The organism is Pseudomonas sp. KB_15, from assembly GCF_052114525.1.
Taxonomy (GTDB): Bacteria; Pseudomonadota; Gammaproteobacteria; order Pseudomonadales; family Pseudomonadaceae; genus Aquipseudomonas.
This window is the reverse complement of the sequence record NZ_JBFREX010000002.1, coordinates 228,785-254,652: the sequence shown is the minus strand read 5'-3', so window position 1 is coordinate 254,652 and position 25,868 is coordinate 228,785. Positions and strand designations below refer to the sequence as shown.

26 protein-coding genes are annotated in these 25,868 nt (G+C 61.7%); 3 read left to right on the top strand and 23 right to left on the bottom strand.

The window, feature by feature from the left end:
* Positions 1-42: 42 nt before the first annotated feature.
* The 20 genes from AB4Z35_RS03555 to AB4Z35_RS03460 form a co-directional block, all read right to left on the bottom strand.
* Positions 43-1,269, bottom strand: a complete 1,227-nt coding sequence (locus AB4Z35_RS03555) for a beta-ketoacyl-ACP synthase (RefSeq protein WP_007997354.1) — start codon at positions 1,267-1,269, stop codon at positions 43-45.
* The gene (fabG, locus tag AB4Z35_RS03550) at positions 1,269-1,997 is read right to left on the bottom strand and encodes a 3-oxoacyl-ACP reductase FabG (RefSeq protein ID WP_442096049.1); all 729 of its coding nucleotides are present in this window, start codon (positions 1,995-1,997) and stop codon (positions 1,269-1,271) included. Before fabG ends, AB4Z35_RS03555 begins: the two co-directional genes overlap by 1 nt.
* Entirely contained in the window at positions 1,994-2,455 is a 462-nt protein-coding gene (locus tag AB4Z35_RS03545; RefSeq protein ID WP_007997352.1) for a hotdog family protein, read from the bottom strand. Before AB4Z35_RS03545 ends, fabG begins: the two co-directional genes overlap by 4 nt.
* Positions 2,452-3,648: a beta-ketoacyl-[acyl-carrier-protein] synthase family protein gene (locus AB4Z35_RS03540; RefSeq protein WP_442096048.1), complete on the bottom strand. Its 1,197-nt coding sequence runs from the start codon at positions 3,646-3,648 to the stop codon at positions 2,452-2,454. Before AB4Z35_RS03540 ends, AB4Z35_RS03545 begins: the two co-directional genes overlap by 4 nt.
* Positions 3,645-4,262, bottom strand: coding sequence for a hypothetical protein (locus AB4Z35_RS03535; RefSeq protein ID WP_442096047.1), 618 nt, complete (start codon positions 4,260-4,262; stop codon positions 3,645-3,647). Before AB4Z35_RS03535 ends, AB4Z35_RS03540 begins: the two co-directional genes overlap by 4 nt.
* Positions 4,262-4,987 (bottom strand): class I SAM-dependent methyltransferase, encoded by a 726-nt coding sequence (locus AB4Z35_RS03530; RefSeq protein WP_442096046.1) that lies wholly within the window; start codon positions 4,985-4,987, stop codon positions 4,262-4,264. The genes AB4Z35_RS03535 and AB4Z35_RS03530 overlap by 1 nt, the downstream gene beginning before the upstream one ends.
* The gene (locus AB4Z35_RS03525) at positions 4,984-6,231 is read right to left on the bottom strand and encodes an NAD(P)/FAD-dependent oxidoreductase (RefSeq protein WP_442096045.1); all 1,248 of its coding nucleotides are present in this window, start codon (positions 6,229-6,231) and stop codon (positions 4,984-4,986) included. The genes AB4Z35_RS03530 and AB4Z35_RS03525 overlap by 4 nt, the downstream gene beginning before the upstream one ends.
* Positions 6,218-7,375: a sodium:proton antiporter gene (locus AB4Z35_RS03520; RefSeq protein ID WP_442096126.1), complete on the bottom strand. Its 1,158-nt coding sequence runs from the start codon at positions 7,373-7,375 to the stop codon at positions 6,218-6,220. The genes AB4Z35_RS03525 and AB4Z35_RS03520 overlap by 14 nt, the downstream gene beginning before the upstream one ends.
* Positions 7,375-9,714, bottom strand: a complete 2,340-nt coding sequence (locus tag AB4Z35_RS03515) for an MMPL family transporter (protein WP_442096044.1) — start codon at positions 9,712-9,714, stop codon at positions 7,375-7,377. Before AB4Z35_RS03515 ends, AB4Z35_RS03520 begins: the two co-directional genes overlap by 1 nt.
* Positions 9,698-10,402, bottom strand: coding sequence for an outer membrane lipoprotein carrier protein LolA (locus AB4Z35_RS03510; protein WP_442096043.1), 705 nt, complete (start codon positions 10,400-10,402; stop codon positions 9,698-9,700). The genes AB4Z35_RS03515 and AB4Z35_RS03510 overlap by 17 nt, the downstream gene beginning before the upstream one ends.
* Positions 10,399-10,824 carry an acyl-CoA thioesterase gene (locus AB4Z35_RS03505; RefSeq protein ID WP_007997707.1) on the bottom strand — a complete coding sequence of 142 codons (426 nt, stop codon included), beginning with the start codon at positions 10,822-10,824 and terminating at the stop codon, positions 10,399-10,401. Before AB4Z35_RS03505 ends, AB4Z35_RS03510 begins: the two co-directional genes overlap by 4 nt.
* On the bottom strand, positions 10,817-12,361 hold the full coding sequence (locus AB4Z35_RS03500) for an HAL/PAL/TAL family ammonia-lyase (protein ID WP_442096042.1): 1,545 nt from the start codon (positions 12,359-12,361) through the stop codon (positions 10,817-10,819). The genes AB4Z35_RS03505 and AB4Z35_RS03500 overlap by 8 nt, the downstream gene beginning before the upstream one ends.
* Positions 12,342-13,283 (bottom strand): LpxL/LpxP family acyltransferase, encoded by a 942-nt coding sequence (locus tag AB4Z35_RS03495; protein ID WP_442096041.1) that lies wholly within the window; start codon positions 13,281-13,283, stop codon positions 12,342-12,344. Before AB4Z35_RS03495 ends, AB4Z35_RS03500 begins: the two co-directional genes overlap by 20 nt.
* A complete protein-coding gene (locus AB4Z35_RS03490) occupies positions 13,280-14,014 on the bottom strand; it encodes a glycosyltransferase family 2 protein (protein WP_007993771.1) in 735 nt (244 codons plus the stop codon). The genes AB4Z35_RS03495 and AB4Z35_RS03490 overlap by 4 nt, the downstream gene beginning before the upstream one ends.
* Before the next feature lie 146 nt (positions 14,015-14,160).
* A complete protein-coding gene (locus AB4Z35_RS03485; protein ID WP_442096040.1) occupies positions 14,161-15,840 on the bottom strand; it encodes an AMP-binding protein in 1,680 nt (559 codons plus the stop codon).
* A complete protein-coding gene (locus tag AB4Z35_RS03480) occupies positions 15,837-16,382 on the bottom strand; it encodes a hypothetical protein (RefSeq protein ID WP_007993768.1) in 546 nt (181 codons plus the stop codon). The genes AB4Z35_RS03485 and AB4Z35_RS03480 overlap by 4 nt, the downstream gene beginning before the upstream one ends.
* Positions 16,379-16,633: an acyl carrier protein gene (locus AB4Z35_RS03475; protein WP_007993766.1), complete on the bottom strand. Its 255-nt coding sequence runs from the start codon at positions 16,631-16,633 to the stop codon at positions 16,379-16,381. The genes AB4Z35_RS03480 and AB4Z35_RS03475 overlap by 4 nt, the downstream gene beginning before the upstream one ends.
* A 9-nt stretch (positions 16,634-16,642) precedes the next feature.
* The gene (locus AB4Z35_RS03470; protein WP_442096039.1) at positions 16,643-16,918 is read right to left on the bottom strand and encodes a phosphopantetheine-binding protein; all 276 of its coding nucleotides are present in this window, start codon (positions 16,916-16,918) and stop codon (positions 16,643-16,645) included.
* The gene (locus AB4Z35_RS03465) at positions 16,896-17,708 is read right to left on the bottom strand and encodes a lysophospholipid acyltransferase family protein (protein WP_277533900.1); all 813 of its coding nucleotides are present in this window, start codon (positions 17,706-17,708) and stop codon (positions 16,896-16,898) included. The genes AB4Z35_RS03470 and AB4Z35_RS03465 overlap by 23 nt, the downstream gene beginning before the upstream one ends.
* Entirely contained in the window at positions 17,684-18,409 is a 726-nt protein-coding gene (locus AB4Z35_RS03460; protein ID WP_442096038.1) for a beta-ketoacyl synthase chain length factor, read from the bottom strand. Before AB4Z35_RS03460 ends, AB4Z35_RS03465 begins: the two co-directional genes overlap by 25 nt.
* Before the next feature lie 355 nt (positions 18,410-18,764).
* On the opposite strand from AB4Z35_RS03460, the gene AB4Z35_RS03455 reads away from it, so the two are divergent.
* Entirely contained in the window at positions 18,765-19,535 is a 771-nt protein-coding gene (locus AB4Z35_RS03455) for a ParA family protein (RefSeq protein WP_442096037.1), read from the top strand.
* A gap of 126 nt (positions 19,536-19,661) precedes the next feature.
* On the opposite strand, the gene trxC is transcribed toward AB4Z35_RS03455, so the two are convergent.
* Positions 19,662-20,096, bottom strand: coding sequence for a thioredoxin TrxC (gene trxC / locus AB4Z35_RS03450; protein ID WP_442096036.1), 435 nt, complete (start codon positions 20,094-20,096; stop codon positions 19,662-19,664).
* 194 nt (positions 20,097-20,290) lie between these two features.
* On the opposite strand from trxC, the gene AB4Z35_RS03445 reads away from it, so the two are divergent.
* Both AB4Z35_RS03445 and AB4Z35_RS03440 read left to right on the top strand, forming a co-directional pair.
* The gene (locus tag AB4Z35_RS03445) at positions 20,291-20,587 is read left to right on the top strand and encodes a type II toxin-antitoxin system HigB family toxin (protein WP_277533907.1); all 297 of its coding nucleotides are present in this window, start codon (positions 20,291-20,293) and stop codon (positions 20,585-20,587) included.
* Positions 20,584-20,985 carry a helix-turn-helix domain-containing protein gene (locus tag AB4Z35_RS03440; protein ID WP_442096035.1) on the top strand — a complete coding sequence of 134 codons (402 nt, stop codon included), beginning with the start codon at positions 20,584-20,586 and terminating at the stop codon, positions 20,983-20,985. Before AB4Z35_RS03445 ends, AB4Z35_RS03440 begins: the two co-directional genes overlap by 4 nt.
* A gap of 6 nt (positions 20,986-20,991) precedes the next feature.
* Here AB4Z35_RS03440 and selO read toward each other — a convergent pair whose 3' ends face one another.
* Positions 20,992-22,455: a protein adenylyltransferase SelO gene (gene selO, locus AB4Z35_RS03435; RefSeq protein ID WP_442096034.1), complete on the bottom strand. Its 1,464-nt coding sequence runs from the start codon at positions 22,453-22,455 to the stop codon at positions 20,992-20,994.
* Between the two features lie 48 nt (positions 22,456-22,503).
* Positions 22,504-25,863: a mechanosensitive channel MscK gene (gene mscK / locus AB4Z35_RS03430; protein WP_442096033.1), complete on the bottom strand. Its 3,360-nt coding sequence runs from the start codon at positions 25,861-25,863 to the stop codon at positions 22,504-22,506.
* Between the last annotated feature and the right edge of the window lie 5 nt (positions 25,864-25,868).

Sequence of the window (25,868 nt, the reverse complement as noted above, 5' to 3'; positions counted from 1 at the left end):
CCATCGCGAGCAAGCTCGCTCCCACAGGGAAAATATTTTAGGTTACGGCCAACGCTTGAAAATCAGCGAAGTATTCACCCCGCCAAACGCAAAGTTGTTGTTCATCACGTACCGGTTACTCATCTGCCGAAACTCGCCGCGCAGGTAGTCGAGCTTGCCGCAATGCGGGTCGACTTCGTCGAGGTTGAAGGTGTGGGCGTAGAGGTCGCGGTTCATCATTTCGATGCTGAACCAGGACTCCAGTGCACCGCAGGCGCCGAGGGTGTGGCCGAGGAAGCTCTTTTGCGAGCTGATGGGCATGTGTTCGCCGAACAGGCTGCTGGTGGCCAGGGTTTCGGCGATGTCGCCCTGTTCGGTGGCGGTGCCGTGGCCGTTGACGTAGCCGATGTCCGAAGGTTTCAGCCCGGCGTCTTCCAGGGCCAGTTCCATGGCCCGGCGCATGGTGATTTGTTCGGGACGGGTGGTGTGCTGGCCGTCGGCGTTGCTGCCGAAACCGACGATTTCGGCATGGATGTGCGCACCGCGGGCCAGGGCGTGCTCCAGTTCTTCGAGCACCAGCATGCCGCCGCCTTCGCCGATGACCAGGCCGTCGCGTGCAGTGTCGTAAGGGCGCGGGCTACGTTGTGGAGTGTCGTTTTTCAGGCTGGTGGCATAGAGCGCGTCGAAGACCATGGCTTCGGTCGGGCACAGTTCTTCGGCACCGCCGGCGAGCATCAGTGGCAGGCGGCCGAACTTGATCGCCTCGTAGGCATAGCCGATGCCCTGACTGCCGCTGGTGCAGGCGCTGGATGTCGGGATCAAGCGACCGGTGAGGCCGAAGAAAATGCTGATATTGGCTGCCGTGGTGTGCGGCATCATCCGCACGTAGGAATTGGCGTTCAGGCCTTCGGCCACCGAGTTGAGCAGCATGTTGCCGAACGCCTTGATCTCGTCGGTGCTGCCGGTGGAGGAGCCGCAGGCGACGCCCATGCGCCCGTCCTTGATCGACTCGTCGCCCAACAGGCCGGCATCGGCCAGCGCCATCTCCGCCGCGCCCACAGCAAGCCGCGAGACCCGGCCCATGCTGCGCAGTTGCTTGCGGGTCCAGTGGCTCGGCACCTTGAAGTCATCGATGGGACCAGCCAGGCGCGTGTTGAGTTCGGTAAAGCGATCCCACTCGTCCATCCGGCGGATGCCGCTGCGGTTGGCCGCGAAGTTGCCGGCGATGGTTTCCCAGTCGTTACCCAGCGAGGTGATGCCGGCCATGCCGGTGACGACGACGCGCTTCATCAGCACAGGCCTCCGTTGACGGCCAGAACCTGCCGGGTGATGTATGAGGCTTCCGCCGACATCAGGAAATTCACCGCGCCGGCCACCTCTTCAGGGGTGCCCATGCGTTGTGCGGGGATCATTTTCATCAGTTCTTCCACCGGCACGTTTTCGTCGAGCATGGCTGTGTCGATCAGGCCGGGGGCGACACAGTTAACGGTGATTTTGCGCTTGCCCAGTTCGATCGCCAATGCTTTGGCCGCGCCGATCAACCCGGCCTTGGAGGCACTGTAGTTGACCTGGCCACGGTTGCCGATCAGCCCCGACACCGAGGTGATGCAGACAATCCGCCCGGCGGCGCGACGACGGATCATCGGCATCATCACCGGGTGCAGCACATTGTAGAAACCGTCGAGATTGGTGCGCATCACCACATCCCAATCGTCCTCGCTCAGGGCTGGAAAGGCTCCGTCGCGGGTCAGGCCGGCGTTGAGTACCACGCCGTAGTAGGCACCGTGGGTTTCCACGTCGGCTTCGAGAATTTCTTTGCAACGGGCACGGTCGGACACATCGAACTGCAGGATGCGCGCACGACGGCCCATGGCCTCGACTTCGGCTTTGACGGCTTCGGCGTCGGCCAGGCCGCTGCGGCAATGCAACACGATGTCGTGCCCGGCCTGGGCCAGACGCAAGGCGATGGCGCGGCCGATGCCACGGCTGGAACCGGTGACCAGTACGGATTCAGTCATGACTGGACTCCTTCGGGTTCATGGAGATATTGAGCGGCCTGGGGTGGGCGGAACACGTTCAGGCGGGCGGTGACGTGTATGCCGGGGGCGTTGATGTGGCACTCGAACACGCCCATGCCGTTATCGTCTTCAAGGGAGCGAATCCCGTGGATGGTCAACTCGGTACCGGCCGGAAAACTTTCAACGTTGCATTCGAATTTTCGGCTGCCGAGCAGGAAACCCAGCTCCACCGCATCACCGCGCTGACGCGCATGGCAACCGGCGAAGGCGGCAACACTTTGCGCCATTAGTTCGATGCCGACCCACGCCGGCAGGCTGCCGTCGGGGAGATTGAACAGGCCATCGGGCTTGACGGTCAGGCGGGTGTGAATCTGCTCTTCATCGAACGCCAGGATCTGATCGATAAGGATCATGTCGCCGGCATGGGGCAGCAGTTCGGCGAGCGGCCAGTCAATCATGGGGCGTCTCCGATAATCAGGCTGACGTTGTTGCCACCGAAGGCAAAGGAATTGCTCATCAGGTAGCGGGGTGCAATGGACGTCAGGCGAGTGGCCGGGGTCACCCATTGCAGCGGCGGCAATTCAGGATCGGGCTGCCCGTCCCAGACGTGCGGCGGCAGGGCATGCTCGCGATTGTCTGCGCTCAGGCTTAACCAGCAGAACGCCGCTTCCAGCGCCCCGGCTGCACCGAGGGTGTGGCCGGTCATCGGTTTGCTCGACGAACTGGGTACGCCGGCCGGGAACAGCGTCGCCACGGCCTGGCTTTCCATGGCGTCGTTGTGCTGGGTGGCGGTGCCGTGCAGGTTCAGGTAGGCGATCTGCTCCGGTTGCAGGTTGGCGCGGCCCAAGGCTTTGCGCATGGCTTGCAGGGCGCCGCGACCGGTCGGCTCCGGGGCGGAAATGTGATGCGCATCGGAGCTGGCGCCGCTGCCGAGCAAGGCAATCGGTTGGCCGTCGCCTGCGCGTTTGGTCATCAGGAACAGCACCGCCGCTTCGCCAATGTTGATGCCATTGCGGTTTACCGAAAACGGATTGCAACGTTGTTCCGAGACCGCTTCCAGGGCCGTGAAACCGTTGAGGGTCAGTTTGCACAAGGTGTCGACACCGCCACACAGCACCGCGTCGCAAATGCCCAGGTCCAACAGGCGCTGGGCGCTCATCAAGGCTCGGGCGCTGGAGGTGCAAGCCGTGGAAATGACATAGGCCGGCCCGCTCAATTGCAGCCACTCGGCGAGGAAGTTCGCCGGTGCCCCGAGTTCCTGTTGCTGATAGTCGTACTCAGGCGGGAACTGCTTTTCGCGCAGGTAATGCGCAAGGCCCTGGCTGGCCTCGTCGATACCCGAGGTGCTGGTGCCCAGTACGACACCGATGCGGTCGCGGCCGTAAGTCTGGATCGCGCTGTCGATCTCCGGGCGGATTTGCAGCGTGGCTTCCAGCAACAACTGATTGTTGCGACTGTGATGGCGCGACATGTCGGCTGGAAGGGTTGCCAGTTTGCCCTGGACCGCACCGACCGGCAGCGTGCGTTGCGGCACCCACCCGGCTTGTTCGCGCATGCCGCCGCAGTCGCCGGCAAACAGGTTGCGCGCGACTTCCTGCTTGTCACGGCCCAGCGCGCAGACCAATCCGAGGGCATTGAGGTAAGCCGTCATGGCGTTTCACCGCTCAGGGGCGTGACTTGATAGGTCGCACCTTTCGCAATCATCAATTCAAAACTCTGCGGTTGTGCGTAGCGGATGTCCCAGCGCTCGGGCAGGGACCGTTGTCTGCCGTGTTGCCAGGCGCCGGGATAGTTGGCCGCCAGTTGATCTTTTGGCGTCAGCGCAAACAGCAACGCCGCGAACAGCTCCCGGGCTTGCGGGTTGGGTGGCAACAGGCCGTCGGCGTGCCAGGTTTTATCATTCAATAGCTGGCGGGCCTGGGGAATGCCCAGCAGGTCCATCATCGACCAGCGGATGCCCGCTTCTTCGCGCTGGATCACCAGCACCCAGTCCAGGCGGTCGTCGGGCTTCAATAGCTGAATATGCAATTGCAGCGGCAACGGCAGATCCGGATTTTGCTCGGGCAGCGGCGCCCGGCCGGCGCAGGCGCTTAGCAGCAGGGCCACAGCAAGTAGCAGAAATCGCAGAGCACCGGTTACCCCTGTGGGAGCGAGCTTGCTCGCGATGGCGGCGATACATTCACCATTAATATTGGCTGACCCACCGCTATCGCGAGCAGGCTCGCTCCCACAGGTTTGGCGCTTCAAGCGGTTGGCAATGTACATCACACAGTTCCTTCAAACGGTTTGCGCGCCACCACATTGACCAGGGTTTCTTCCCGTTGGCCAAAGGGTTTTGGCTTGCACACACCCAAGTATTCGAGCAGGCCGAAATCCTTGGCGCGACTCCACCACAGGTACGGATAAGACACGTTTTGCGCGGTAAATTCGAAACCCTGCCGGCGAATCATTTCCAGGTACTGCGCAGCGCTTTTCTGCACGTGCATCGGGTGGCGAAACAACCAGCGGATCACCCAGGTATCAATGTAGGCCTCGGTGGATTCGGCGAACAGCAGATAACCGCCGGGCTTGAGCACGCGGTAGAACTCGGCCAGCGCCTGTTCCTGCTCCACCAGATGATGGAAGGTCTGGTGGCAGAACAGCAGGTCGATACTGGCGTCCGGCAGATTGAGGCTGGCGCAGTCGCTGCCGATCAACTCCACTTCCATTGCCTGTCGGACTGCTTCTTCGCGGCTCTGGTTCAGGCTGTAGGGATCAGCATCGACGCCAATCAGACGACCGGGCGCAAAGGCCTGGCGCAGCAGCGCGAATGACTTGCCCTGACCACAGCCGGCATCCAGCAGTACCGGGTCGGCAGGCGGCGCTTCGCTGAACAGGCTGCGCAAATCGTTGATCGCCAGCCGCAGCACATAGTGCTGCCAGATCCGGCTGCGCAGGAACCACAAACCGAAACGGGTTTCTTCGACGTAGTTGTCGCTCAAGTAGTTCATGACGCATCCCTTGCACAGAACTCTGATATCACCTTCAACCGGCGCCTGGCTTCGCTGACGAACGGGTTGCGTGGATCCCAGGCATATCCGGCAAGTATGGAGCTGATCATCCCGCGGATTTCCGGCGAACTGCTCTCATGGAAGATCACATCCTGGAAGGTCCCGGCGTACCAGCCTTCGACGTAGCAACGGAACGTGTCAACGCCGCGCTTGAGCGGTTCGGCGAACTCGGTTTGCCAGTCGACGGCTTCGCCTTGCAGCTGACGGTGCAAGACCCCGGCGGCCATGCTCGCCGAACGCATGGCGATGGTCACGCCAGAGGAAAACACCGGGTCGAGGAATTCCGCCGCATTGCCCAGCAGCGCGAAGCCCGGACCGTGCAGGGTTTTGACGTTGGCCGAGTAACCGCCGATGGTTCGGGCCTCGGTATCCCAGCGCGCATTGGTCAGCACGCGGGCCAAACTCGGTGTCTCGGCGATAAAGCCGCGCAGACACTCGTCCAGATTGTCGCTGCGGCTGGCGAAACGTTCCTCGGCGGCGACCACGCCGACCGAGCAGCGCCCGTTGCTGAACGGGATGGTCCAGAACCACACGTCGCGCTGGGTCGGATGAGTGGTCACGAGGATCTTGCTGCGGTCGAAGGCCGGGTGGTCGATACGGTCCTCGACGTGCGTGAACACGGCCTGCCGCAACGGGAAGTTCGACGGCGCCTCAAGGTCGAGCAAGCGCGACAGCACGCGGCCGTAACCACTTGCATCGAGCAGGAAATCAGCTTCGATGCGGTACTCGCTACCGTCTTCGCGGCGCACGCCGAGCTGTGGTTTTTCCGGGGCATTGTTGACGCTGACGATGGTTTCGCCATAGCGGATCTCCACGCCTTGAAGCGCGGCCTGATCGGCCAGCAGCTTATCGAAATCGGCGCGCTGGACCTGAAACGTCGTCGATTTTCCGTGGCTGAACGTCTCGCCGAAATCGAAGGCGCTGTAACGTTCGCCCCAGGCAAATGCGGCACCGGTTTTCAGCTGGAAGCCGGCCGCATTGACGGCGTCAAGCATGCCCGCTTCCTCGACGAAGTCCAGGCAATGGGCCAACAGGCTCTCACCGATGGAAAACCGTGGAAAATGCTGACGCTCGATCACCAGCACATCGTGTCCCTTGCGCTTGAGCAATGCGGCGGCGATGGCACCGGAAGGACCGGCACCGATGACCACGACCTGGCGACATTCCATTTCAACGATTGGCATGGGGGCTCCTTGCCGGGACAGCGGTTTTCAGGGGGACTCGGTGCATGCCGGTCAGGGCCGGCAGCAGTGTGGCGATCAGGCCCATCAGCATCAGTGCAAAGTACAGCGGCGGGCTGATGAGTTGCTGTTGCAGCAACAGGTTGAGAAAGACGATTTCGCTCAAGCCGCGGATGTTCAGCAGCACACTTTCCCGCCAGCGGCTGGCGCCCTTGAACGAGGCCCCGGCCCAGCCGAGGCCGAGCCAGTTGCCCAGCAGTTTGCTCAGCATCGGCAACAGCAGCAGGGCGACCAGTTGCACCCAGCCGAGGCTGTCCATCGCGCTGTGCACATTGATCTGCACGATGCCGAACGTGAGGATCAGCGGGATGGCGATGTACGTCTGCAAGCGGCCCATCCACACGGCCGGCAGCGGCAGGACCAGTGGGGCTTTCAGCGCGGCCATGATCAACACATAGCCGATGCCGAAAATCAGCGCATTGAGCTTGAAGTGTTCGGCGACGACCAGCAGGGCGAAAAAGCTCAGGCTGTAGAGCCATGTCTGACGCAAACCGAGCAACCGCAGCAGCACCGGAAGGCACGCGCCGGCCAGGGGCAGCAGCAGGCTGCTCAGGTGCAGGCTGCCCTGGGCGATGCCGAACAGCGTCCAGCAGGCAAGGTCGATGAGAATCGCGGTTTGCACCAGTCGCCGGGTGGCGCCGGGCGGGTAATCGATGTGCCGCAGGTACAGGTACAACACCGGAATCGCGGTGATGGCGAACAACAGGCCGACGGCCAGCGAGCTGATCCACGGTTGCGCCGGCAACAGCCAGATCGCCGTGGCCAGGCCGCAGGCAAACGGAATGCAAAAGCTGGGCAGGGCGATTTTCAGGCTCTGGCGATCCAGTTGCAGATCGATCACATCGCTGAGGATGTAGCCCAGCAACAGGGCAAAGCTCAGGCTGTAGAGGTTCTTCAGCCAGCCCGGCGACACCAGCTGCGCACCGCTCAACTGCCATTGGGGCTCGATCCAGAAATACATCAATAGCGGCAAGCCGAGGGTCGCCAGCAACAACTGGCTGACGATGGGAATCAGGCCAAAATGACGGCCGACACGGGTCGCCACCGCGAACAACGCCAGCGCCATCGCCCAGAACAGTACGACCATCACGCTGCCCGCTCCACGGTAGTGGCCTCATGCACCTGTCGACCGGCCCACGGCGCGAGCAGGAAGCTGAAGATCAGGCCCAGGCTCACCGACAGTCCGAAATTGCTCACCGCCGGGGTGCTCGACACCGCCAGCAGACCGAACGACAGCCAGGTGGTCAACGCCGCCAGCAAGGTACCCAGCAGGCTCACGGCAGCACCGCCGACTTGTTCGCGCATCAGGATCGCGTAATCGACGCTGATCGCCGTCACCAGCAGCAGGCCGAACAGACTGAACAGGGTCAACGGCTGCCCCAGCCAGCCGAGACTGGCCAGGCTGCACAACGCCGCCAACAGCGGCAGGGCGATGATACGCAACGCACCGCCGAGGCCGAACGGCAGGATCAGCACCAGCACGATCAACACACAGGAGGCGAGTTTCAGTTCGGCGGCACTGACCTGGGTGGCCGCGAAGACGTTGTTCAATTCACCCAGTCGATCCACCAGTGTCACGCCGGGTAAATCCTCACCCTGCAGCCGCAGCAGGGCCGGGTTGTTGAGGCCTTGCAGGCTGACCATCGCCGCCACGCCGTCATCGGTCGGCCCCAGCCACAGGGCCCGGTAGGGTTCCGCCAGCGGACCGGTGAGCGCGGTGTCGATGTCCACGGCAGGCAATGCCTGTAACTTCGTCAGCTCCGCTTGCAGCGCCTCGGCCGGTACACCGATGTCGAGCAACGGTTGCCAGAACGACGGCAGTTTGCTCAGCGCTTCGCGCACCTGTTGCTGTTGGTTTGGCGGGCTGACCAGCTGATTGAGCGATAGGTAACCCTGGAGCTTTTCCAGGCCAATCAATTGATCCAGTCGCTCTCTCAGGGCGGTCTGGCGTTCAAGCAGTTGCTGCTGATTGGCGGCGCGTATCAGGAAAAACTGGCTGGTGGGTTGATAGCCGGTAATCCGTGCAATGGTCCGGGCTTCGTCGGTCAATTGTTGAGGCGCGCTGATCCACTGGCGGATGTCGTTTTTGCTGCTCAGTTGTAACAGGCCGCCCACGCAAAAGGCGATCAGCAGCGCCAGCAGGACAGGCGTTTTCGCTTGTTTGAGCAGCGCTTCCCGACAATCCAGTAAAAGCTCGCAAACGTGCAATGGCCACTGCGCAGGGCGCAGCTCTACGCCCTTGAGCAATGCTGGCAACAGGCACACGGCGGACAAATAGGCGCCGAGCAAACCGGCGGCAGAGAATGCGGCAATCTGGGTCAGCGCGGGGAAGGGTGTCCAGGCCAGGGCCAGGTAACCGATACCGCTGGTAATCAGGCTCAGGGTCAACCCGGGCAAGGTCATGCGCAGGGCAGGCCAGCTGTGCCAGGGTTTCAGGCTCCAGCTCTTGGACAGGTAATGCAGCGGGTAATCGACCGCGACACCGATCAGGCTCGACCCGAGCACCAGCGTCATCACGTGCATATGGCCAAACAACGCCACGCAGGCCACCGCACCGAAGAGCATGCCTGCCAGCACCGGCACGAATGCCAGCAAGACGCGCCAGCGCCGGAAGGCCAACAGCAGCAACAACAGAATCCCGACGGTGGCACCGCCACCGACCCAGGTCATCTCCCGGGCGGCCTGCTGTTGCCCGCTGGCTGCGTACAACAGGCCGCTGGCGGCGAGCAGTTGCACGTCGTGCCTGGCGGCTTCTTCGCGGCTGTGCTTGAACAGGTCGGCCACTTGCAGCGGCAGGTGCATGTCGAAGGCGTTGCCGGTGGTGCGCGCGCGCAGCAGCACCCAGCTCTTGCCATCGGCATCGGCGACCAAGGCGCCGCTGCCGATGTCCAGTTGCACCGAGCCGCGTTGCGGCTGGCTGTTCTGGATGCGCCCGGTCAGGCCCAGCCAGTCGTCCTGGCTCGGCACCAGGCTGTAACCGTTGAACGGGTCGAACAACGCCTGCACCCGCTGCTGGACAAAGGTGTCGGGGTGCTCGATCAGCAGTTGTCGGTCCGCCGCCTGGAGCATCGCCAGGCGACCTTGCAGCAATTGCGTGCGCAGTGCCGGCAAGTCGGCTTGCAGGGTCCACTGGACCTTTTCGAACAAGCCGCTGGCCTGCCATTGCTCGCCGAGTGTCTGCGCCATGGCGGCGGCCTGCTGGCGATCGCTGTGGCCGACCAGCATCAGTATTTCGCGATTCAGCGGTTCTTGCATGCGTTGTTCGGCGCGCAGTTCCAGGGCGTCGGGCGCCGTGCCGGGTACCAGTTCCATCAGGTTGGCCGACAGCGGCGCGCCGTCACGCCATTGCCAACCGGCGAGCGCCAGTACTGCCAGCAGCAGGAGCAGAAACAGCCGTGGCAACCACCGTTCACTCGGCAAAGTCATGCTGCTCCGCGTCGCTCAACGGTTGGGTGCTGGTGCTGTCCTGCATGCGCAACAACGTACTGTCGCCCTGAGTCTCGAGCAGTTCGATGCTGTGCACCAGTTCTGCACCGGTAATGTTGATCTGGTTGAACACCTGTTTGAGCAGCATCGAGCGCGGCAGCAGCGTGAGCTTCCAGTTCTGCGCGTCGCCGCTCAGGGACAGCTCGAAATCCCGTTGCAGGCCACTGCTGTCGCCTTGCAGCACGGCGAGGAACAAACGGTTCTGCTCGGCACCGGCGCTTTTGCCCGGCAGCATTTGCCAAACAATGCCGTCACGCCGGGCAATGCCTTTGGCGGTGATGCGATAGTCCTGTTGCAGTGGCGTTTTGAGCAGCCACAACAAGCCGTGGTTTTTCGCCAGGACGAACGTGCCCTTGCTGGTCAGCGGCTGGGGCAGGGCGCGCAGGTGTTTTTCCTGGATGAAATTGCCGTGGATCACCTCGGGCCTGGCCAGTTGATCGCTGAGTTGCTGCAGGTCGAAGGCATGGGCCAGTCCAGGAATACCCAGTAGCACGCAGAACACTGCTGGAGCGAGCTTGCTCGCGAAAAGCCTGAGAGCACCGCGGGGTGTCAGGTTCCCAGCATCATCGTTAACGACCATCGCGGGCAAGCCCGCTCCCACAGGGGAACGTGGGTGGCAGAAAATCATGGCAGGGCCCTCTCGACAGCGTCGGTGAAGACCTTCGGCGAGGCCAGTTGCATCTCGCGGCTGGCGAGGTCGACGGCGACCTGTACCGACATGGCCCGGGTCAAGCGTTCACCGGTTTGCAGATCGCTGATCAGGTAGTTGATCTTCAAGCGGTTCTCCCACTCCACCAGGTTGGCGCGCACGTTCAGTTTCTGGCCGAACACCGCGCCGCGCACGTAGCGCAATTGCAGGTCGATCACCGGCCAGGCGTAGCCTGACTCGTTCATCGCGGTGTAGTTGTGGCCGATCTTGTCCAGCAGCGCACAGCGGGCGACTTCCAGGTATTTGACGTAATGGCCGTGCCAGACCACATGCATGCTGTCGACGTCAAAGAACGGTACGACGATTTCCGTGTCGGTGTAGAGAAATCCCTTGCTACGCATGCAACCTCCAGTATTGTTCGGCGATGCGTTGCAGGCACAGGCGCAATTCGCCCTCCAACGCGCGGTCTTCGATCACCGGAGGGAAGTCCTTGGCCAATTCTTCATGCATGGCGGCCAACGCGGGTGGCAGTGGTCGCGCATCTTCGGCCTGGCCGCGCAGCCAGACGCCCTGATTGGCCGCCAGCAACGTGGCGGCTGCCACCTGCTCGGTGAGTTCCAGCACGCGGATCGCATCCCGGGCGGCGATGGTGCCCATGCTCACTTTGTCCTGGTTGTGGCATTCGGTGGAGCGCGAGAAAACGCTGGCCGGCATGGTGTTCTTCAGCGCTTCGGCGGTCCAGGCGCTGGTGCCGATCTGCACCGCTTTGAAGCCGTGGTTGAGCATGGCGCGGTCAGCCGTGGCCCCCGACAGGTTGCTCGGCAAGCCATGGTTGTAGCGCTCGTCCACCAGCAGCGCGAGTTGCCGGTCCAGCAGGTCGGCGACGTTGGCCACGAGGTTTTTCAGGCTGTCCATGGCGAAGGCGATATGCCCGCCGTAGAAGTGCCCACCGTGCAGCACGCGCTCGGCTTCGGCGTCGATGATCGGGTTGTCGTTGGCGCTGTTGAGTTCGATCTCGATGAACGAACGCAGCCAGTTCAGGCTGTCGGCCAGCACGCCCAGCACATGGGGCGCGCAGCGCAGGGAATAGCGGTCTTGCAGGCGATGCAAAGGGGCGGTCGGTGCGTCGATGGCCAGATCTTTACGCAGCCACGCGGCGACCTGCATCTGCCCCGGATGTGGCTTGGCGGCGAACAGGCGCTCGTCGAAGTGCTCCGGGTTGCCTTGCAGCGCGACCACGTTCAGCGCGGTGATGCGCGTGGCCAGATGCAGCAGGTAATCGGCGCGGGCGTACGCCAGGCAGGCCAGACCGGTCATCACGGCGGTGCCGTTCATCAATGCCAGGGCTTCTTTCGGACGCAACACCAGTGGCTGCCAGCCGAGTTCGCGGTGCACATCGGCGGCTTGCCTGCGTTCGCCACGGAACATCACCTCGCGTTCGCCGGACAGCGTGGCGGCAACGTACGAAAGCGGCGTCAGATCACCACTGGCACCCACCGAGCCTTCTTCCGGAATCAGCGGCAGGATGTCGTGTTCAAGGAACGCCTGCAGGCGCTCCAGCAGCTCCACGCGCACTCCGGAAACACCGTGGCACAACGACTGCAAACGCGCCGCCAGTACCGCGCGGGTGGCCTGGGCGTCGAGCAGTTTGCCCAGGCCGCAGCCGTGGAAGGTGAACAGATGACGGGGCAGCGCCTCGACGTGATGCAGCGGTACCGCGACCACGCAGGAATCGCCGTAACCGGTGGTCACGCCGTAGATCACGCCTTCCTTGTCCAGCAGCGAGTCCAGAAAACGCGCGCCCTTGGCGATGCGCTCGCGGTAGGCGGGATCGCTTTGCAACTGCGTCGGCACCTTGCGGTTGGCCAGTGCCAGCACGTCTTCAATGTGCAAAGGGCGTTCGCCGAAGGTTACCGGCTCAAGCGTTGGAGTCGTCATCGGTCTTCCAGAAAGGGTAAAAGTTGAACCATTGTTGGGGCGCTTCGAGGCAATAGTGGCTCAGGCGCTCGGCGTAGCGGGAGGCCCACTGATGAATGACCTGCTCGCGGTCGCTGCGTTTCCAGGTGATTGCGTCAGCGAACGGCTCAATGGTCAGTCGATAGTCGCCGTCGGGCTTTTTCAGGCACAGCAGCAGGTTGATCGGGCATTTCAGCAGGCCGGCCAGCAGCCACGGGCCTTGGGGGAACCTGGCCGGATGACCGAGGAAGTCCACGGTCACGCTGCGTCCGCCATGCAGGGGCACGCGGTCGCCGGCAATTGCCAGCCACTCGCCGCGCTCCAGGCGTTCGCTCAATTGCAGCATGATCCCCGGGTCCAGTTCGCTGACCTGGATCAGGCGCAGGTTGGTCGCCCCGGCCTCGCCCAGCAAGCGATTGAACTGTTCGGCGTGCTTGGTGTGCACCAGCACGTTCATCGTGACTTTCTCGCCGATTTCCGCCAGTGCGCGGCAGACTTCCAGATTGCCCAGGTGTGCGCCCACCAGCATCTGCCCGCGGGCACCGCGCAACTGGTCGCGCAACAGCGCCGGGTCGATGATCTCGATGTGTTCGATGCTCAGCTTGCCGTTCCATACGTCGAGTTTGTCGAGCATGGAATCGGCGAAAGCCATGAACTGGCCGAACACCCGCCAATGGCTCGGGCGTAACTCGCTGCGCCCGCTCCAGTCGGTCAGGCGTTGCTGGTATTGCCAGGCACTGTGTCGGGCGCTGCGACCGAACAGGAAAAAGTACAACACGATGCCGTACAACACTGGGCTCAGTACTCGGCGGCCCAGCACTTTGGCGCCGAACGCGGTGAGCTTCATCAGCCAGAAACTGCCCCGTTCTTCGCGGTCGGCCCAGTGTTGATTGTCTGCGCTCATGCTCGCCACCGTCGCCAGAGAATCATTGGCGCACGCAGCAACATGCCGAAGAACAGCCGCGTATGCATGCTGGAAATCAGGACGTTGTCGTGGAACATACGAAAATGCGAAACGCCGTCCAGCGGGTAGTGGACTTTGGTATGCAGCCATTGCATCGGCTGATTGCGCCAGGCCAGGCGCACCAGGATGTCCGAGTCGAAGTCCATGCGCTTGCCGATTTTCGCTGACTCGATCAACGCCAGAACCGGCGGTAACGGGTAAACCCGGAAACCGCACATGGAGTCGCGAATCTGCAACGACAGGGTGTTGATCCAGACCATGACGTGGGTCAGGTAGCGCGCATACAAACGGCCTTTCGGCACGCTGGCGTCGTACTGCGGGTAGCCACAAATCACCGCCTGTGGGTGGGCGCGTGATTGTTCGATGAAGCGTTTGACGTCCTGCAAGTCGTGCTGGCCATCGGCATCCACCTGCAAGGCATGGCTGAAACCCAGGCGCGAAGCTTCGCGCAAACCGGTCATGACCGCGCCACCCTTGCCCTGGTTTTCGGCGAGGCGGATCAGGTAAACCATTTCACGTTGCGCCAGGCGATCCAGCACCCGGGCGCAGCGCGGACTGCTGGCATCGTCAACCAGAATGCACGGCAGATGGCTGGCGATCAGCGCATCGACCACCGTGGTGATGGCCGTTTCGTGGTTGTACACCGGGACAATGGCGCAGGGGCTATGCATGTTGGTGTACACCTGAGGGACCGTGGTGTCTGCTTCGCGAGCAAGTCGAATCGTCGCACCGCCGCTCCCACACTGGATTTGTGAACGCCGTGGACCCCATGTGGGAGCGAGCCTGCTCGCGATTGAGTGCGCAGCACTCACCCAGCTTATGCATGCGCCGCCTCCAGCAAGATCCGCCCGCTGGAGCAGGTGGCGGTTTCGTTGCGATAGGCGAAATACAATTTGCCGCGCGCAGGGTCGAAGCGCAGGTGCAGCTGGACTTCATCTCCCGGGCGCACCAGTTGCTGGAACTTCAAGACTTCCATGCCGGCGAATTTTTTCGGCAGGTTCATCAGTTGCTGGCCCAGGCTCAGCGCCCAGTCCACCTGTACCACGCCAGGCAATACCGGCGCCTTGGGGAAATGACCGCTGAAATAGGCCAGGTCCGGTGGCACGGCCAGTTGCAGGCTCCATTCGCCATTGCTTTCGACTTGCTCCAGCACCTCTGGGGCTTTGGGGCGCGGCGCCAACAGCAGGGCGTCGACGTCGGCCTGGGGCAGTTTGCCCTGAGTGTTCAGCGGCAGTTGTCGCAGCAGGCGCCAGCGTCTTGGCAGGGCCAGGGCTTCGCAGTGTTGGCTCAGGTGTTGGCGCAATTGCTCGGTGAGGCTGCGTCGACCCTGATTGCGCAGAACATGCAAACCGGCCTCGCTCAACACCAGCAACGCCCCCAGGGAGGCGCGGTTTTCCTGAACGACGCCGAGCCGAGCTTCGATGACCCATTCATGGGCCGTCAGCGCCTGTTCCAGCATCGGCAACGAGATGCGTTTTTCTTCCAGTTTGACGATCCGGTCCAGTCGCCCGAGCAATTCGAAGCGACCATCGACGGCGATGCGGGCTGAATCGGCAGTCTGTTCGACATGACCGCCAGGCAAGTAGGGTGAAGCGATCTGCAGCGCACCCTCACTGTCTTGAGTCAGCGTGACATCGGCAAACGGCCGCCAGAGTTCAGCGCCCTGGCGCCAGGCGATGCCGCCGGTTTCCGAACTGCCGAAAATTTCCGTTGGCCATTGCCCCAGACGCTCCCGCAGGCTCTGTGCGGCCTCGACCGGCAATGCGCCGCCGGAGGAAAACACCCGGCGTACGGAGCCCAAGGCAGGCCAGTCGAGGTTGTCGCCCATGCGCTTGAGCAACGCCGGGCTGGCCACCCAGGCGAAGGCCGGGTGCTCGCGGCTGGCGCGTTGCAGGTCTTCTGGAAAGGCCAACTGCCGACGTACGAACGGGCGCCCGGCACACAGCGGCCACAGCACCCGGAACAGCAGACCGTAGATGTGCTGGGTGGCGACGCTGCCAATGATGCATGCCGGGCCAAGGTCCGCGCCCCATAACTGTTCCAGGGCTTCGACTTCATTGGCCAGTTGGCGCAGGTTCTTTTCGATGCGCTTGGGTTCACCACTGGAGCCGGATGTGCACAGGCTGAGTTGGCAGTGATCGAGATCCAGCGCCGCCGCGCTCAGTGGCGGATGACGAAAGTCGCTCAGGTGCGCATCGTCGGGTTGATCGCTCAGCCACAGATCAACTTCACCTGACCAGCGCTGGCGGGTCTGCGGTTGCAGGTCAGACGGCAGCAGCACACTGACCCCGGCACGCCAGGCACCAAGCAACGCGACCGCCAGATCGGCGGCATCTTCAAGGTGCACGGCCATCTGCCGCACACCCCGGGCTTGCAGGCCGGCGGCCAGACGCAGCGCCTGTTCGCACAGTCGGGCGTGATCCAGTGCCGGCCCGGTCGTTACGGCGCGCTCCGGCTGAGCCTTGAGCAGCAAGTGCTCAAGTTTTATCCAAATCATGGGTGGCCTCGTACCCTTAGTCGTATGAGCCATTCAATGGCAAACATCAGGCCTATCAATCCGTAGGAAATCAGGCCGGTGTACAACGTCCACCAGCTCAGCGGCGCCCAGAGGGTCAGGGCGGCGGCGCACACACCGTTGCAAAGAAAAAAGACGCTCCAGGCGATAGTCACCTGACGGGTATAGCGAATGCCCTCGGCCGGCAATTGCGGCTCGCGCACCCGGGCCAGGCGTTCAACGATCGGCGGGCCGAATGTCAGGCTCGATCCGAACAGCACCAGCATGAAGGCGCTGATCAACACCGGATACCAGCGCAACAGCGCCGGGCTGTCGAACAATGCCAGCAACAGACAGAACACAATGGCCACGGTGGCCATCCACAGGCTGCCAGGCCGTCGTTTGCCGGTCAGCGCCCGGGCCAGCCACAGTCCGCCCAGCAGCAGTCCGAACTGCCACGGGGCGAAATGCTCCATGCCGAAATACACCGCAAAGGGATACAAAAGACCCGCCAGCAGCAGGCCGAGGCCAATCAGTCGATTCATGCGACCGGTTGAACCAGACGGTAGACCGCCTCGACCACGTCACTGACGGTACGCACCGATTTGAATTCTTCGGCGGCGATTTTCTTGCCGGTCTGACGTTTGATGTGATCAATCAGGTCGACCGCGTCGATGCTGTCGATTTCCAGGTCCTGATACAGGTTGGATTCCAGGCTCACACGCTCAGGGTCCAGTTCGAAGAGCTCGACCAAGGCATCGCGCAGGGTGTTGAAAATGTCGTCACGAGTTTGCATGGTCCGGTCTCAAGCTGCCTGTTTTGCGGTGACGAACGCCGCAAGGCTCGCCACGTTACTGAAGTGATTACGTGTGTCTTTGGCATCGGCGTCGATTTTGATGCCGTACTTTTTCTGGATGGCCAGGCCCAGTTCCAGGGCATCCACCGAGTCCAGGCCCAGGCCTTCGCCGAACAGCGTCTGCTCGTTGTCGATGTCTTCGGCGCTGATGTCTTCGAGGCCCAGGGCGTCGATGATCAGCTCTTTGATTTCCAGCACCAGGCTATGGGTGTTCAGATCGCTCATCTTCGGCGAGCTCCTTGATAAAGTAAGAATGCAAATAATCGTTGAGCTTGCGCGAGGCTTGCGGAGCGGGGCCCAGCGAGGCGAAGGTCTGTGGGTCTATATCGGCCCCGACCCGAAAACTGAAGTGCACGCGCCGCTTGGGGATGCGATACCAGGGTTCGGCCTTGGTCAATGTGGTCGGGCTGACCTTGATAATGACCGGGGTGAGGATTTTCGCACCACGCAGGGCGATTGCCGCGCCGCCCCGATGAAAGGCCGGCGCCTGGCCGGGCCGGGTGCGCGTACCTTCGGGGAAAATGATCAGGGTCTGGCCGTCTTTCAGCGCGTCGGCGGCCGCATCGAGCATGTCCATGCTGCCGTCGTTGCTGATGTATTCGGTGCAGCGCAGCGGTCCGCGGGTGAAAGGGTTTTCCCAGAGGCTTTGCTTGACCACGCAGTTGGCGTGACGCACCAGGCCGATCAGAAACACCACGTCGATCAGCGACGGGTGATTGGCCATGATCATCTGCCCGGGACGACCGAGTTTTTCCGCGCCTTCTATGTCGTAGGTGAGCACCCCGGTACGGGCCATGAAACGCACAAAAATCCAGAAACAGCGGCTGACCGTTTGCCGGGCCCGCAGCCGATGGGTCCGGGCGTCGCCCGGCAGACAGTTCAGCACAGGGAAAATCACCAGGCGCAGGCACAGCCCGCCCAACCCGAACAGGGCAAAGCTCGCGGCGGTGGCCAGCAACCGCCAGTAGTAGGCGTCGCGGTTTTTCTCGGTCACGGGTTGCGTTGCCAGGTCCATACACGATTTTTCCAGGCATGTTGGCAGGTGGTTTGCTGGCCGAGCAGCGTACGCAACAGATTCAGCGCGTGTGGCCAGCGGGGTTTGGACAACGCATCCGACGGGCTGTTCAGGGACAACCGCCAGTCGGTGCCGGGGGTAATCAGCAGGCCGACGGCATAAGGGAACGGCACGTCGTCGATCCAGGTTGAGTAAGCCTCGGGCGGCTGCTCTTCGGTGATCACCAGCAGTACCGCGCGAGCACCCTCAGCCAGCAGCGCAGCAGCTTCCAGCATGCCGTGTTCCAGGCCGTCGCCTGCGGCAGCCAGGGCCGTCATTTCGCTGGTTTCACCACGCATGATCGACCACAAACCAATAATCGCGTTATGCACAGACAAGCTGAACTGGGTCGGCGACAGCGGCTGATCGGCGGCCAGATCACTAAGAATGTCGACCGTGCGGGGCGTTTCGCCGTGACGGGAAACAAAGACCAACGGCAGATCCTGCCGACCTTCGGCCAATGGCCAACCGACACTGAATGCCATCCGCGCCAGGCGACTGAGCCGCCGGCGCTGCATGGCCGGCAGAAAAGAAACGTCGGGAGCGGCATCGCTGTTCGGCAGCACGACCGGTTGTCGGCACCAGGCCTGCCAATCGTTCACGCTATCAAGCCCTGGGGCCCAAGCGCGCCATTGGGCGATGTTGAAGTTGATCACAGACATTCATCCCACCCTCACGGGCTTACTTGACGCGGGGAGTGGCCGAGAGACGAGACTCGCCCTGCGTGGCGTTTGGCGCCGAGTGGCGCGCATTATCCCGGTGCCGGGAACGTGTAGCAAATGCTGGTTACATTTTGCTCAATAAGATGAAGCGGCTGACTCGAAAAAATTGAACGATTGGTAATTATTCACAAAGTAATTACCCCGTCTGTCGGCTCTGGCGTCGACTCACCGAGCCGTTTGGGGCTTTTCAAGCAAGAGAAGGCAACTGACTGCGTAGTCCCTGTGCCAGCGAGGTAGCGAAGTAACGCCGTGGACTACTACACTCGGTCATTCTTTGATACACGGAGGTTTTGACATGCGGCGCGTGGTGTTCAATCAGAAAGGTGGCGTTGGAAAATCCAGCATTGCCTGCAATCTGGCGGCGGTCAGTGCCAGCGAGGGTTTTCGCACCCTGCTGGTGGATCTCGATGCCCAGGCCAACTCCACTCAGTACCTGACGGGGCTCACTGGTAACGATATCCCGATGGGCATCGCCGATTTCTTCAAGCAAACGCTGTCTTCCGGGCCGTTCTCCAAGAAGAATCAAGTCGACATCTACGAAACCCCGTTCGATAACCTCCATGTCGTGACCGCCACCGCCGAGCTGGCGGACTTGCAGCCAAAGCTTGAAGCCAAGCACAAGATCAACAAGCTGCGTAAGTTGCTTGAAGAGCTGAGCGAAGACTACGACCGGATTTACCTCGATACCCCGCCGGCGTTGAATTTCTATGCGGTTTCGGCGCTGATCGCGGCCGATCGCGTGTTGATTCCTTTCGACTGCGACAGTTTTTCACGCCAGGCACTGTACGGCCTGATGGCGGAAATCGAAGAGTTGAAGGAAGACCACAACGAAAGCCTGGAAGTCGAAGGCATCGTCGTCAACCAGTTCCAGGCCCGCGCCAGCCTGCCCCAGCAAATTCTCGATGAGCTGATCGCCGAAGGCCTGCCGGTGCTGCCGGTGTACCTGGCCAGTTCGGTACGCATGCGCGAATCCCACCAGGCCAATACGCCGCTGATCCATCTCGACCCGCGGCACAAGCTGACCCAGCAATTCGTCGAGTTGCATAACCTGCTGGAAAACGCCTGATTATCAGGAGACACGGAAAACCTGTGGGAGCGAGCCTGCTCGCGATGAGGGCTTCACAGTCAACATCACTGCTGACTGAAACACCGCTATCGCGGGCAAGCCCGCTCCCACAGGGTCTGTGTTGCTTCAGATACCCTGGCTACGCAGCCAGGCCATCAACTGCGGTAACGGAAAGGCCCCGCTCTGCCGGGCGATTTCCCGGCCGTTTTTGAACAGGATCAGGCTTGGAATCGAGCGAATCCCCAATTGCGCCGACAACTGCTGGTTCGCCTCGCTATCGAGCTTGGCCAGCCGGCACTTGCCCGCCAGTTGCCCGGCTGCCTGCTCGAACACCGGTGCAAACGACTTGCACGGCCCGCACCAGTCCGCCCATACGTCCACCAGCAGCGGCAGATCACCCTTGATCTGGCTGGCGTAGTCGCCTTGCTTCAATTCAAACGGTTTGCTCAGCAGGACTTCGGCCTTGCAGCGTCCGCATTTGGGGTGATCGTTGAGCCGCTCGGCGGGAATGCGGTTGAGGCCGTTGCAGTGGGGGCAGGGGATGTGGAGTGGGTCGGTCATGAGCGATATCCAATTGGAAGCTGATAACACCTAGTTGGAGACGTTTGCTCATGTTTTCAATCGCGCAGTGTCTGGCGATAAAACTAGGCTGAGTCGTGCTGAGCCAGACCGCTGGTCTACCTAGGATTATCGCAACTTGCGATATTTTTGAACTGTGATTAACTCCCCATAGCAGAATGCGATAAGGATGTTGCATGCGAGTGTTTTCCGAAAAACGAATCTGGGACGCCAAGGAAAAGTGGCCGCAGGCGGCCAGCGCGCTGGACCAGTGGTATCGAATGGCAAAGCGCGTCAAGCCAAGTGATTTTGCGGCAATGAAATCTTCATTTCCCGCAACCGACAAGGTCGGTGAGTTTCACGTTTTCGATATTGGCGGTAATAAATTACGGTTGATCGCCTATGTTCGATATCAGCAGCAAAAAATCTACATCAAGCATGTGCTGGATCACCGCGAATATGACCGCGGTAAATGGAAGGAGGGAAGAGCATGAGCGTTCTGATCAAAAACGCGGCCGAGCACTGGGAGTTCGTATCGCCACTGCTACGCAAACCCAAAAACGAAGACGACTATGACACGCTGGTGCAGGCGCTCGACGAGTTACTCGAGATGACCGGAATTGACGAGTCGCATCCTCTGATGAGTCTGGTGGACATCATCGGTGACTGGATTGAGGAATGGGATCACAAGCATCGCCCTATGCCCGAAGCCACGGGTGCCGAAGTGCTCGGTTACATGATGCGCGAACATGGATTGACTCAAAGCGACCTGCCTGGTGTCGGCCCTCAGTCGGTCGTTTCCGAGATCCTGAGCGGCAAGCGCCAGCTCAACCTGCGGCAGATCCGCTGGTTGGCCGAGCGATTCAATGTGCCGGTAGAAGTCTTTATCTGACCCGCCTCACGACGAACAACTGATCTCCAGATGCTTGCCCCATTCCGGCGGCCTCTCTGCATAGCTTTCCATCCCCGGTTGTTCCTCGAACGGATTGCTCAGCACCGCGTGCAGTCGGCGGACTTCCGAGTAGTCGCCGCTCTCTGCCGCATCGATGGCCTTTTGTGCCAGGTAGTTGCGCAGTACGTACAGCGGGTTGACCGCGTGCATCCGCTGGCGGCGCTGCTCTTGATCAAGCGCGCCTTCACGGGCCACCCGGGCGACATAGAGCTCGCCCCAGGCATCAAAGCCCTTGAGGTCGACGAAGTCATCACGCAAGCGAGCGATGGCCTGTTCCGGCGCTTCATCACCCAATCGGCGGAAAAACAGGCTGTAGTCGACGCCGCTGTTTTGCATGAGTTGCAGCAGGTTCTCCAGCAATTTCTGGTCGTCATCCTCCGCGGTGGTCAGGCCGAGGCGGCGGCGCATCAGGTCCAGGTAATGGGCCTGGAACAGCGGCAGGTACAGGCCGAGGGTTTCGCGCAGGGCTTCGACGCTGATGAACGGCGTCAGGGCCTGGGCCAACGCGCTGAGGTTCCACTGGCCAATCGGCACCTGGTTGCTGAAGGAGTAACGGCCCTGGTCGTCGGAGTGATTGCAGATGAAGTTGGCGTCGAAGTCGTCGAGGAAGGCGAACGGGCCGAAGTCGAAAGTAATCCCGAGAATCGACATGTTGTCGGTGTTCATCACTCCGTGGCAGAAACCATAGGCCTGCCATTTGGCGATCAGTTCGGCATTGCGCTCGACCACTTCGCGGAACATCGCCAGGTACGGCTCCGGTTGTTCCAGGCACTCCGGGAAGTGCATGGCCAGCACATGATCACCGAGCTCTTTCTGCTGCTCGGGGCGTTTGGTGTAGTAGAAATACTCGAAGTGCCCGAAGCGCACATGGCTCGGCGACAGACGCAAGAGCATGGCCGCGCGCTCCTGCTTTTCGCGCCACACCGGGGTGTCGGAGCCGATCACGCACAGGGCGCGGGTGGTCGGGATGTTCAGGGCATGCAGGGCTTCGGAGGCGAGGAATTCGCGGATCGACGAACGCAATACGGCCCGGCCATCGCCCATGCGGGAAAACGGCGTCTGGCCGGCGCCCTTGAGGTGCAGGTCCCAATGTTCGCCGGCCTCGTTGTACACCTCGCCCAGCAACAGGCCGCGACCGTCGCCCAATTGCGGGTTGTAGAAACCGAACTGATGCCCGGAATAGACCATCGCCCTTGGTATCGCATCGGCCCAGAGCTTGTGGCCGCTGAACAGTTCGGCGAACTCCGGGGTTTCGGCCTCGACCGGGTCGAGGTCCAGCAACGCCATGGCGGCGGGACTGGCCACGACCAGGCGTGGATTGTCGATGGGCTCGGGCAGCACATGGGCGGAAAACGCATCGCCCAGGCGCTCGAAGCGGTTATCGAAAGTGAGTTCGTCGAGGGCTTTCAAGGGCCGGCTCCAGCAGAATGTCCGAGCATTCTGCTGGGGAAAGGCCGGTTAGTCGAGTTTGGCGGCGGGCGGTTCTTGCGGCGGTTTGCCATCGACCAGTGGCACGATGGTTTTCGCTTCCGGTTCGATCGGCACCATCTTGTATTCCTGGCCGTGCAGGTTCTTGAGGTAAACCTCCATCTGCCGGAACGAGATATTGATGTGCTGCTTCTTGAACTCGCGGTTGATGAAGCGGTTGACCTCATCGAGCACCGGGTTGCGGTCGCCGAGGTCGCGCACGTGCATGCGCAACTCGTGGTCGAGTGTGCTTTCGCCGAAATTCAGGAAGTACACGTGCGGTTCCGGGTCTTTCAGTACGCGCGGGTTATCGCGCGCAGCCTTGAGCAGCAGTTCTTTCACCAGGTCCAGGTCCGAACCGTAGTCGACGCCGAGCTTGAGGGTCACCCGGGTGATGGTGTCGGTCAGCGACCAGTTGATCAGTTGCCCGGTAATGAACGTCTTGTTCGGGACGATGATGTCCTTGCGATCGAAGTCGGTGATGGTCGTGGCGCGGATGCGAATCTTGCTCACGGTACCCGACAGGTTGCCGATGGTGATGGTGTCACCGATCCGCACCGGGCGCTCGAACAGGATCATGATGCCGGAAATGAAGTTGGCGAAGATCTCCTGCATGCCGAAACCGAGGCCGACCGACAGCGCCGCCACCAGCCATTGCAACTTGTCCCAGCTGACGCCCAGGGTCGACAGCGTCGAGACGAAACCGACGCCGGCGATCACGTACGACAGCAACGTGGTGGTCGCGTAGGCGCTGCCCTGGGCCAGGTTGAGCTTGGACAGCACGAACACTTCCAGCAGACCCGGCAGGTTGCGTGCCAGGGCAAAGGTGATACCGATGATGATCAGCGCGCCAAGCATGTCGCCGATGCTGATTGGCACCATGCTCATATTGGCGCCGGTGCCGCTGGTGTATTCGTAGAGGGTGACGTTGTCCAGGTACGAGAACACCGTAATCAAGTCAGCCCAGACCCAATACAGTGCCGCCATGAAGCCGCCGAGCAGCGCCAGGCGGATCAGGCGCAGGGACTGTTCGTTGACCTTCTCGATGTCCATGCTCGGCTCTTCGATCACCCCCTCGCCGTCTCCGGCCTCCTTCGCCGCCTGACGTTTGGCCAGGGCGCGCTGGTAGGCCAGGCGTCGGGCCGCCACGCTGAGGCCGCGCACGAAGGTGGCTTCGATCACCAGCCAGAACATCAGCAGGTACAGGGTGTTGATCAAGCGGTCGCTGAGCTTCAGCGCGGTGTAGTAGTAGCCGAAGCACACGGCCACGAACAGCGCGACGGGCAGGGCGGTGAACAGGATCCCCACGAGCTTGCGGAACAGCGAGGCGTTCTCGTGGGTCGGGCTGCTGATCAGCAAGCGGCTGAGCAGCAAGGTCATCAAGGCGTAGCAGGTGAGCACCACCGGCATGCCGATCACGTCATCGGCCAGCGCCGCCGGTTGCAGTTCGGCAACGGCCACTACGGTCACCAGTGCCATCACCACTATGCCGAGTCGGCGGACCCATCTGCGCAGGAATTCCACCTGGGGCTTTTCCCAGCGGAAATGCAGTTCTGCCACACCACCCGGTGCGAGGATCCGGTAGGCGGTGTAGAACACCAGCCAGGCCCCGGCCATTTGCAGCAGCGCCGCGCCCATATTGGCGTTCTGCCCACGGGCGTCGATTCGCAGGGCCAACCCGCACAATGCAAGGCCCAGGGAAACCGGCATCGCCAGCAGGATGTTGATCAGAATCGCCTGCGGCGTGTGCCACTGGCTATCGCGTTTGAAGTGACCGATGTCCTGGTGAACCTTGATCAGTCGCGCGTACAAATTCTTGCGGCGCCACAACAGCGCACCGATCAGCAGTGCCAGTGGCAGGAACAGCAGCGGGCGCTGGGTCAGGCCGTCGGCCAGTTCGCTCAGGCTTGAAAGTACCGGTAGTGAATCAAGTTGACGCTGCAGGCGATCCGGCGCACTGCGAATCCACTCCAGCTCCAGCGGCTTGTTGCTCGGAATCCAGAACATCTGCTCATCGAGTGTCGCCCGCAGGCTTTGCGCCGTGCTGAGCAGTTGCTTCTGGTTCAGTTGCAGGGTGATGGATTCATTGAGCACCGCACTCAGTTCGCGGTTGAGTCGCTCCAGCAGGTCGGCACGGGTGGTGGCCAGTTCCATCAGGCTTTTGCGCAGCTGCGGGGTGACTTGCTCGGGGGGTTGGGTCGACAGCAGGTTTTCGACGTAGGTGGTCGGACTGCTCAGCAACTCCCGTTGCTGGCTGACTTCGAACTGATACAGGCGAATGTCGGCGATCTGGTCGGCCAGGTTGCGGTCGAGCCGCAGGCGCGGCAACGCTTGTTTCTGTTTGTAGAGAATCTTCGAGAGCAGCAGGCTGCCTTTGAGCACGTTGATTTGCTCGTCCAGCGCCGAATCGCTCTGGGTCAGGCTGTCCAGTTGTTGCTTGGTCTGCAGGTTTTGCTGGGTGACTTCGTTGAGGCGGTCGGTGCTTTTGAGCAGGTAGTCCGAAAGCTTCAGGTTGGCCGCGCTTTCGGTGGCCAGAAGACTGCTGCCGCCGGCTTTCTGCGCTTCGATGGATTGCTGGGTGACCGTTTCCTGGGACAACGCCAGACGCTTCTGGTTGATCAGGGTTTGCAGTTCCTGGATTTCCTTATCCAGGCGGTCGGAGCGCTCCGACAACAGGTCATGCTGGCTGTTGCCGAGGTCTTGCAGTTGGGTATTGCCGGCCAGTTCCTGGCGCCGCAGCGGGATCAGGGCGTTCAGCGCTGCCAGCTCGGCATTGAGCTGGTCGCGCTGTTCGGCGCTCAAGGCCTTGCCGCCGTCCTTGCCGGTCTTGAGGATGTTGTTGATCTGCTGGATGCGCGTCTGGCTGCTCGAAATCTCCGCCTGAGCACGCTCGGGGCGGGTCTGGGCGGTGATGATCAGGCTGTTGGCATCGGCCAGGGCTTTTTGCAGATCGCTTTGCTGGGTGGAGCGCTCAGTGAGCATTTGTTCCAGCTGCTGGATCGGTTCTTTGGCGAAACGCTGCGCCACCGGCACCACGGTGCTGGCTTTGAGGCGGGTCAGTTCACGCTGGTTCTCGACGGTCTGTTTGGGCGCATTGTTCAATTGCTGCTTGAGCGCGACCAGTTTCTGCTCGTAATCACGCTTGTTGTTGAGCTGGCTCAGCGTGTTTTGCAGGACGGTTTGCAGGGCCTTCTGATCGGCTTCCGGCAGTTTGCGGTCGGCGATCTTGTCCAGGCTCGCCTGCACGGCTTCGCTGGAAGGCGGTTCGGCCGCTTGCAATGTACCGACAGTACCGACAGAAAGACTCAAGCCCAACAGGGCAATGGCGAAAATGGAGCGCAGGTTAGGCATAAAGA

What these genes read in the sequence shown, in the direction of transcription:
- AB4Z35_RS03555 (WP_007997354.1), bottom strand. Translation starts at nt 1,269, where the DNA reads ATGAAGCGCGTCGTCGTCACCGGCATGGCCGGCATCACCTCGCTGGGT.
- fabG (WP_442096049.1), bottom strand. Translation starts at nt 1,997, where the DNA reads ATGACTGAATCCGTACTGGTCACCGGTTCCAGCCGTGGCATCGGCCGC.
- AB4Z35_RS03545 (WP_007997352.1), bottom strand. Translation starts at nt 2,455, where the DNA reads ATGATTGACTGGCCGCTCGCCGAACTGCTGCCCCATGCCGGCGACATG.
- AB4Z35_RS03540 (WP_442096048.1), bottom strand. Translation starts at nt 3,648, where the DNA reads ATGACGGCTTACCTCAATGCCCTCGGATTGGTCTGCGCGCTGGGCCGT.
- AB4Z35_RS03535 (WP_442096047.1), bottom strand. Translation starts at nt 4,262, where the DNA reads ATGTACATTGCCAACCGCTTGAAGCGCCAAACCTGTGGGAGCGAGCCT.
- AB4Z35_RS03530 (WP_442096046.1), bottom strand. Translation starts at nt 4,987, where the DNA reads ATGAACTACTTGAGCGACAACTACGTCGAAGAAACCCGTTTCGGTTTG.
- AB4Z35_RS03525 (WP_442096045.1), bottom strand. Translation starts at nt 6,231, where the DNA reads ATGCCAATCGTTGAAATGGAATGTCGCCAGGTCGTGGTCATCGGTGCC.
- AB4Z35_RS03520 (WP_442096126.1), bottom strand. Translation starts at nt 7,375, where the DNA reads ATGGTCGTACTGTTCTGGGCGATGGCGCTGGCGTTGTTCGCGGTGGCG.
- AB4Z35_RS03515 (WP_442096044.1), bottom strand. Translation starts at nt 9,714, where the DNA reads ATGACTTTGCCGAGTGAACGGTGGTTGCCACGGCTGTTTCTGCTCCTG.
- AB4Z35_RS03510 (WP_442096043.1), bottom strand. Translation starts at nt 10,402, where the DNA reads ATGATTTTCTGCCACCCACGTTCCCCTGTGGGAGCGGGCTTGCCCGCG.
- AB4Z35_RS03505 (WP_007997707.1), bottom strand. Translation starts at nt 10,824, where the DNA reads ATGCGTAGCAAGGGATTTCTCTACACCGACACGGAAATCGTCGTACCG.
- AB4Z35_RS03500 (WP_442096042.1), bottom strand. Translation starts at nt 12,361, where the DNA reads ATGACGACTCCAACGCTTGAGCCGGTAACCTTCGGCGAACGCCCTTTG.
- AB4Z35_RS03495 (WP_442096041.1), bottom strand. Translation starts at nt 13,283, where the DNA reads ATGAGCGCAGACAATCAACACTGGGCCGACCGCGAAGAACGGGGCAGT.
- AB4Z35_RS03490 (WP_007993771.1), bottom strand. Translation starts at nt 14,014, where the DNA reads ATGCATAGCCCCTGCGCCATTGTCCCGGTGTACAACCACGAAACGGCC.
- AB4Z35_RS03485 (WP_442096040.1), bottom strand. Translation starts at nt 15,840, where the DNA reads ATGATTTGGATAAAACTTGAGCACTTGCTGCTCAAGGCTCAGCCGGAG.
- AB4Z35_RS03480 (WP_007993768.1), bottom strand. Translation starts at nt 16,382, where the DNA reads ATGAATCGACTGATTGGCCTCGGCCTGCTGCTGGCGGGTCTTTTGTAT.
- AB4Z35_RS03475 (WP_007993766.1), bottom strand. Translation starts at nt 16,633, where the DNA reads ATGCAAACTCGTGACGACATTTTCAACACCCTGCGCGATGCCTTGGTC.
- AB4Z35_RS03470 (WP_442096039.1), bottom strand. Translation starts at nt 16,918, where the DNA reads ATGAGCGATCTGAACACCCATAGCCTGGTGCTGGAAATCAAAGAGCTG.
- AB4Z35_RS03465 (WP_277533900.1), bottom strand. Translation starts at nt 17,708, where the DNA reads ATGGACCTGGCAACGCAACCCGTGACCGAGAAAAACCGCGACGCCTAC.
- AB4Z35_RS03460 (WP_442096038.1), bottom strand. Translation starts at nt 18,409, where the DNA reads ATGTCTGTGATCAACTTCAACATCGCCCAATGGCGCGCTTGGGCCCCA.
- AB4Z35_RS03455 (WP_442096037.1), top strand. Translation starts at nt 18,765, where the DNA reads ATGCGGCGCGTGGTGTTCAATCAGAAAGGTGGCGTTGGAAAATCCAGC.
- trxC (WP_442096036.1), bottom strand. Translation starts at nt 20,096, where the DNA reads ATGACCGACCCACTCCACATCCCCTGCCCCCACTGCAACGGCCTCAAC.
- AB4Z35_RS03445 (WP_277533907.1), top strand. Translation starts at nt 20,291, where the DNA reads ATGCGAGTGTTTTCCGAAAAACGAATCTGGGACGCCAAGGAAAAGTGG.
- AB4Z35_RS03440 (WP_442096035.1), top strand. Translation starts at nt 20,584, where the DNA reads ATGAGCGTTCTGATCAAAAACGCGGCCGAGCACTGGGAGTTCGTATCG.
- mscK (WP_442096033.1), bottom strand. Translation starts at nt 25,863, where the DNA reads ATGCCTAACCTGCGCTCCATTTTCGCCATTGCCCTGTTGGGCTTGAGT.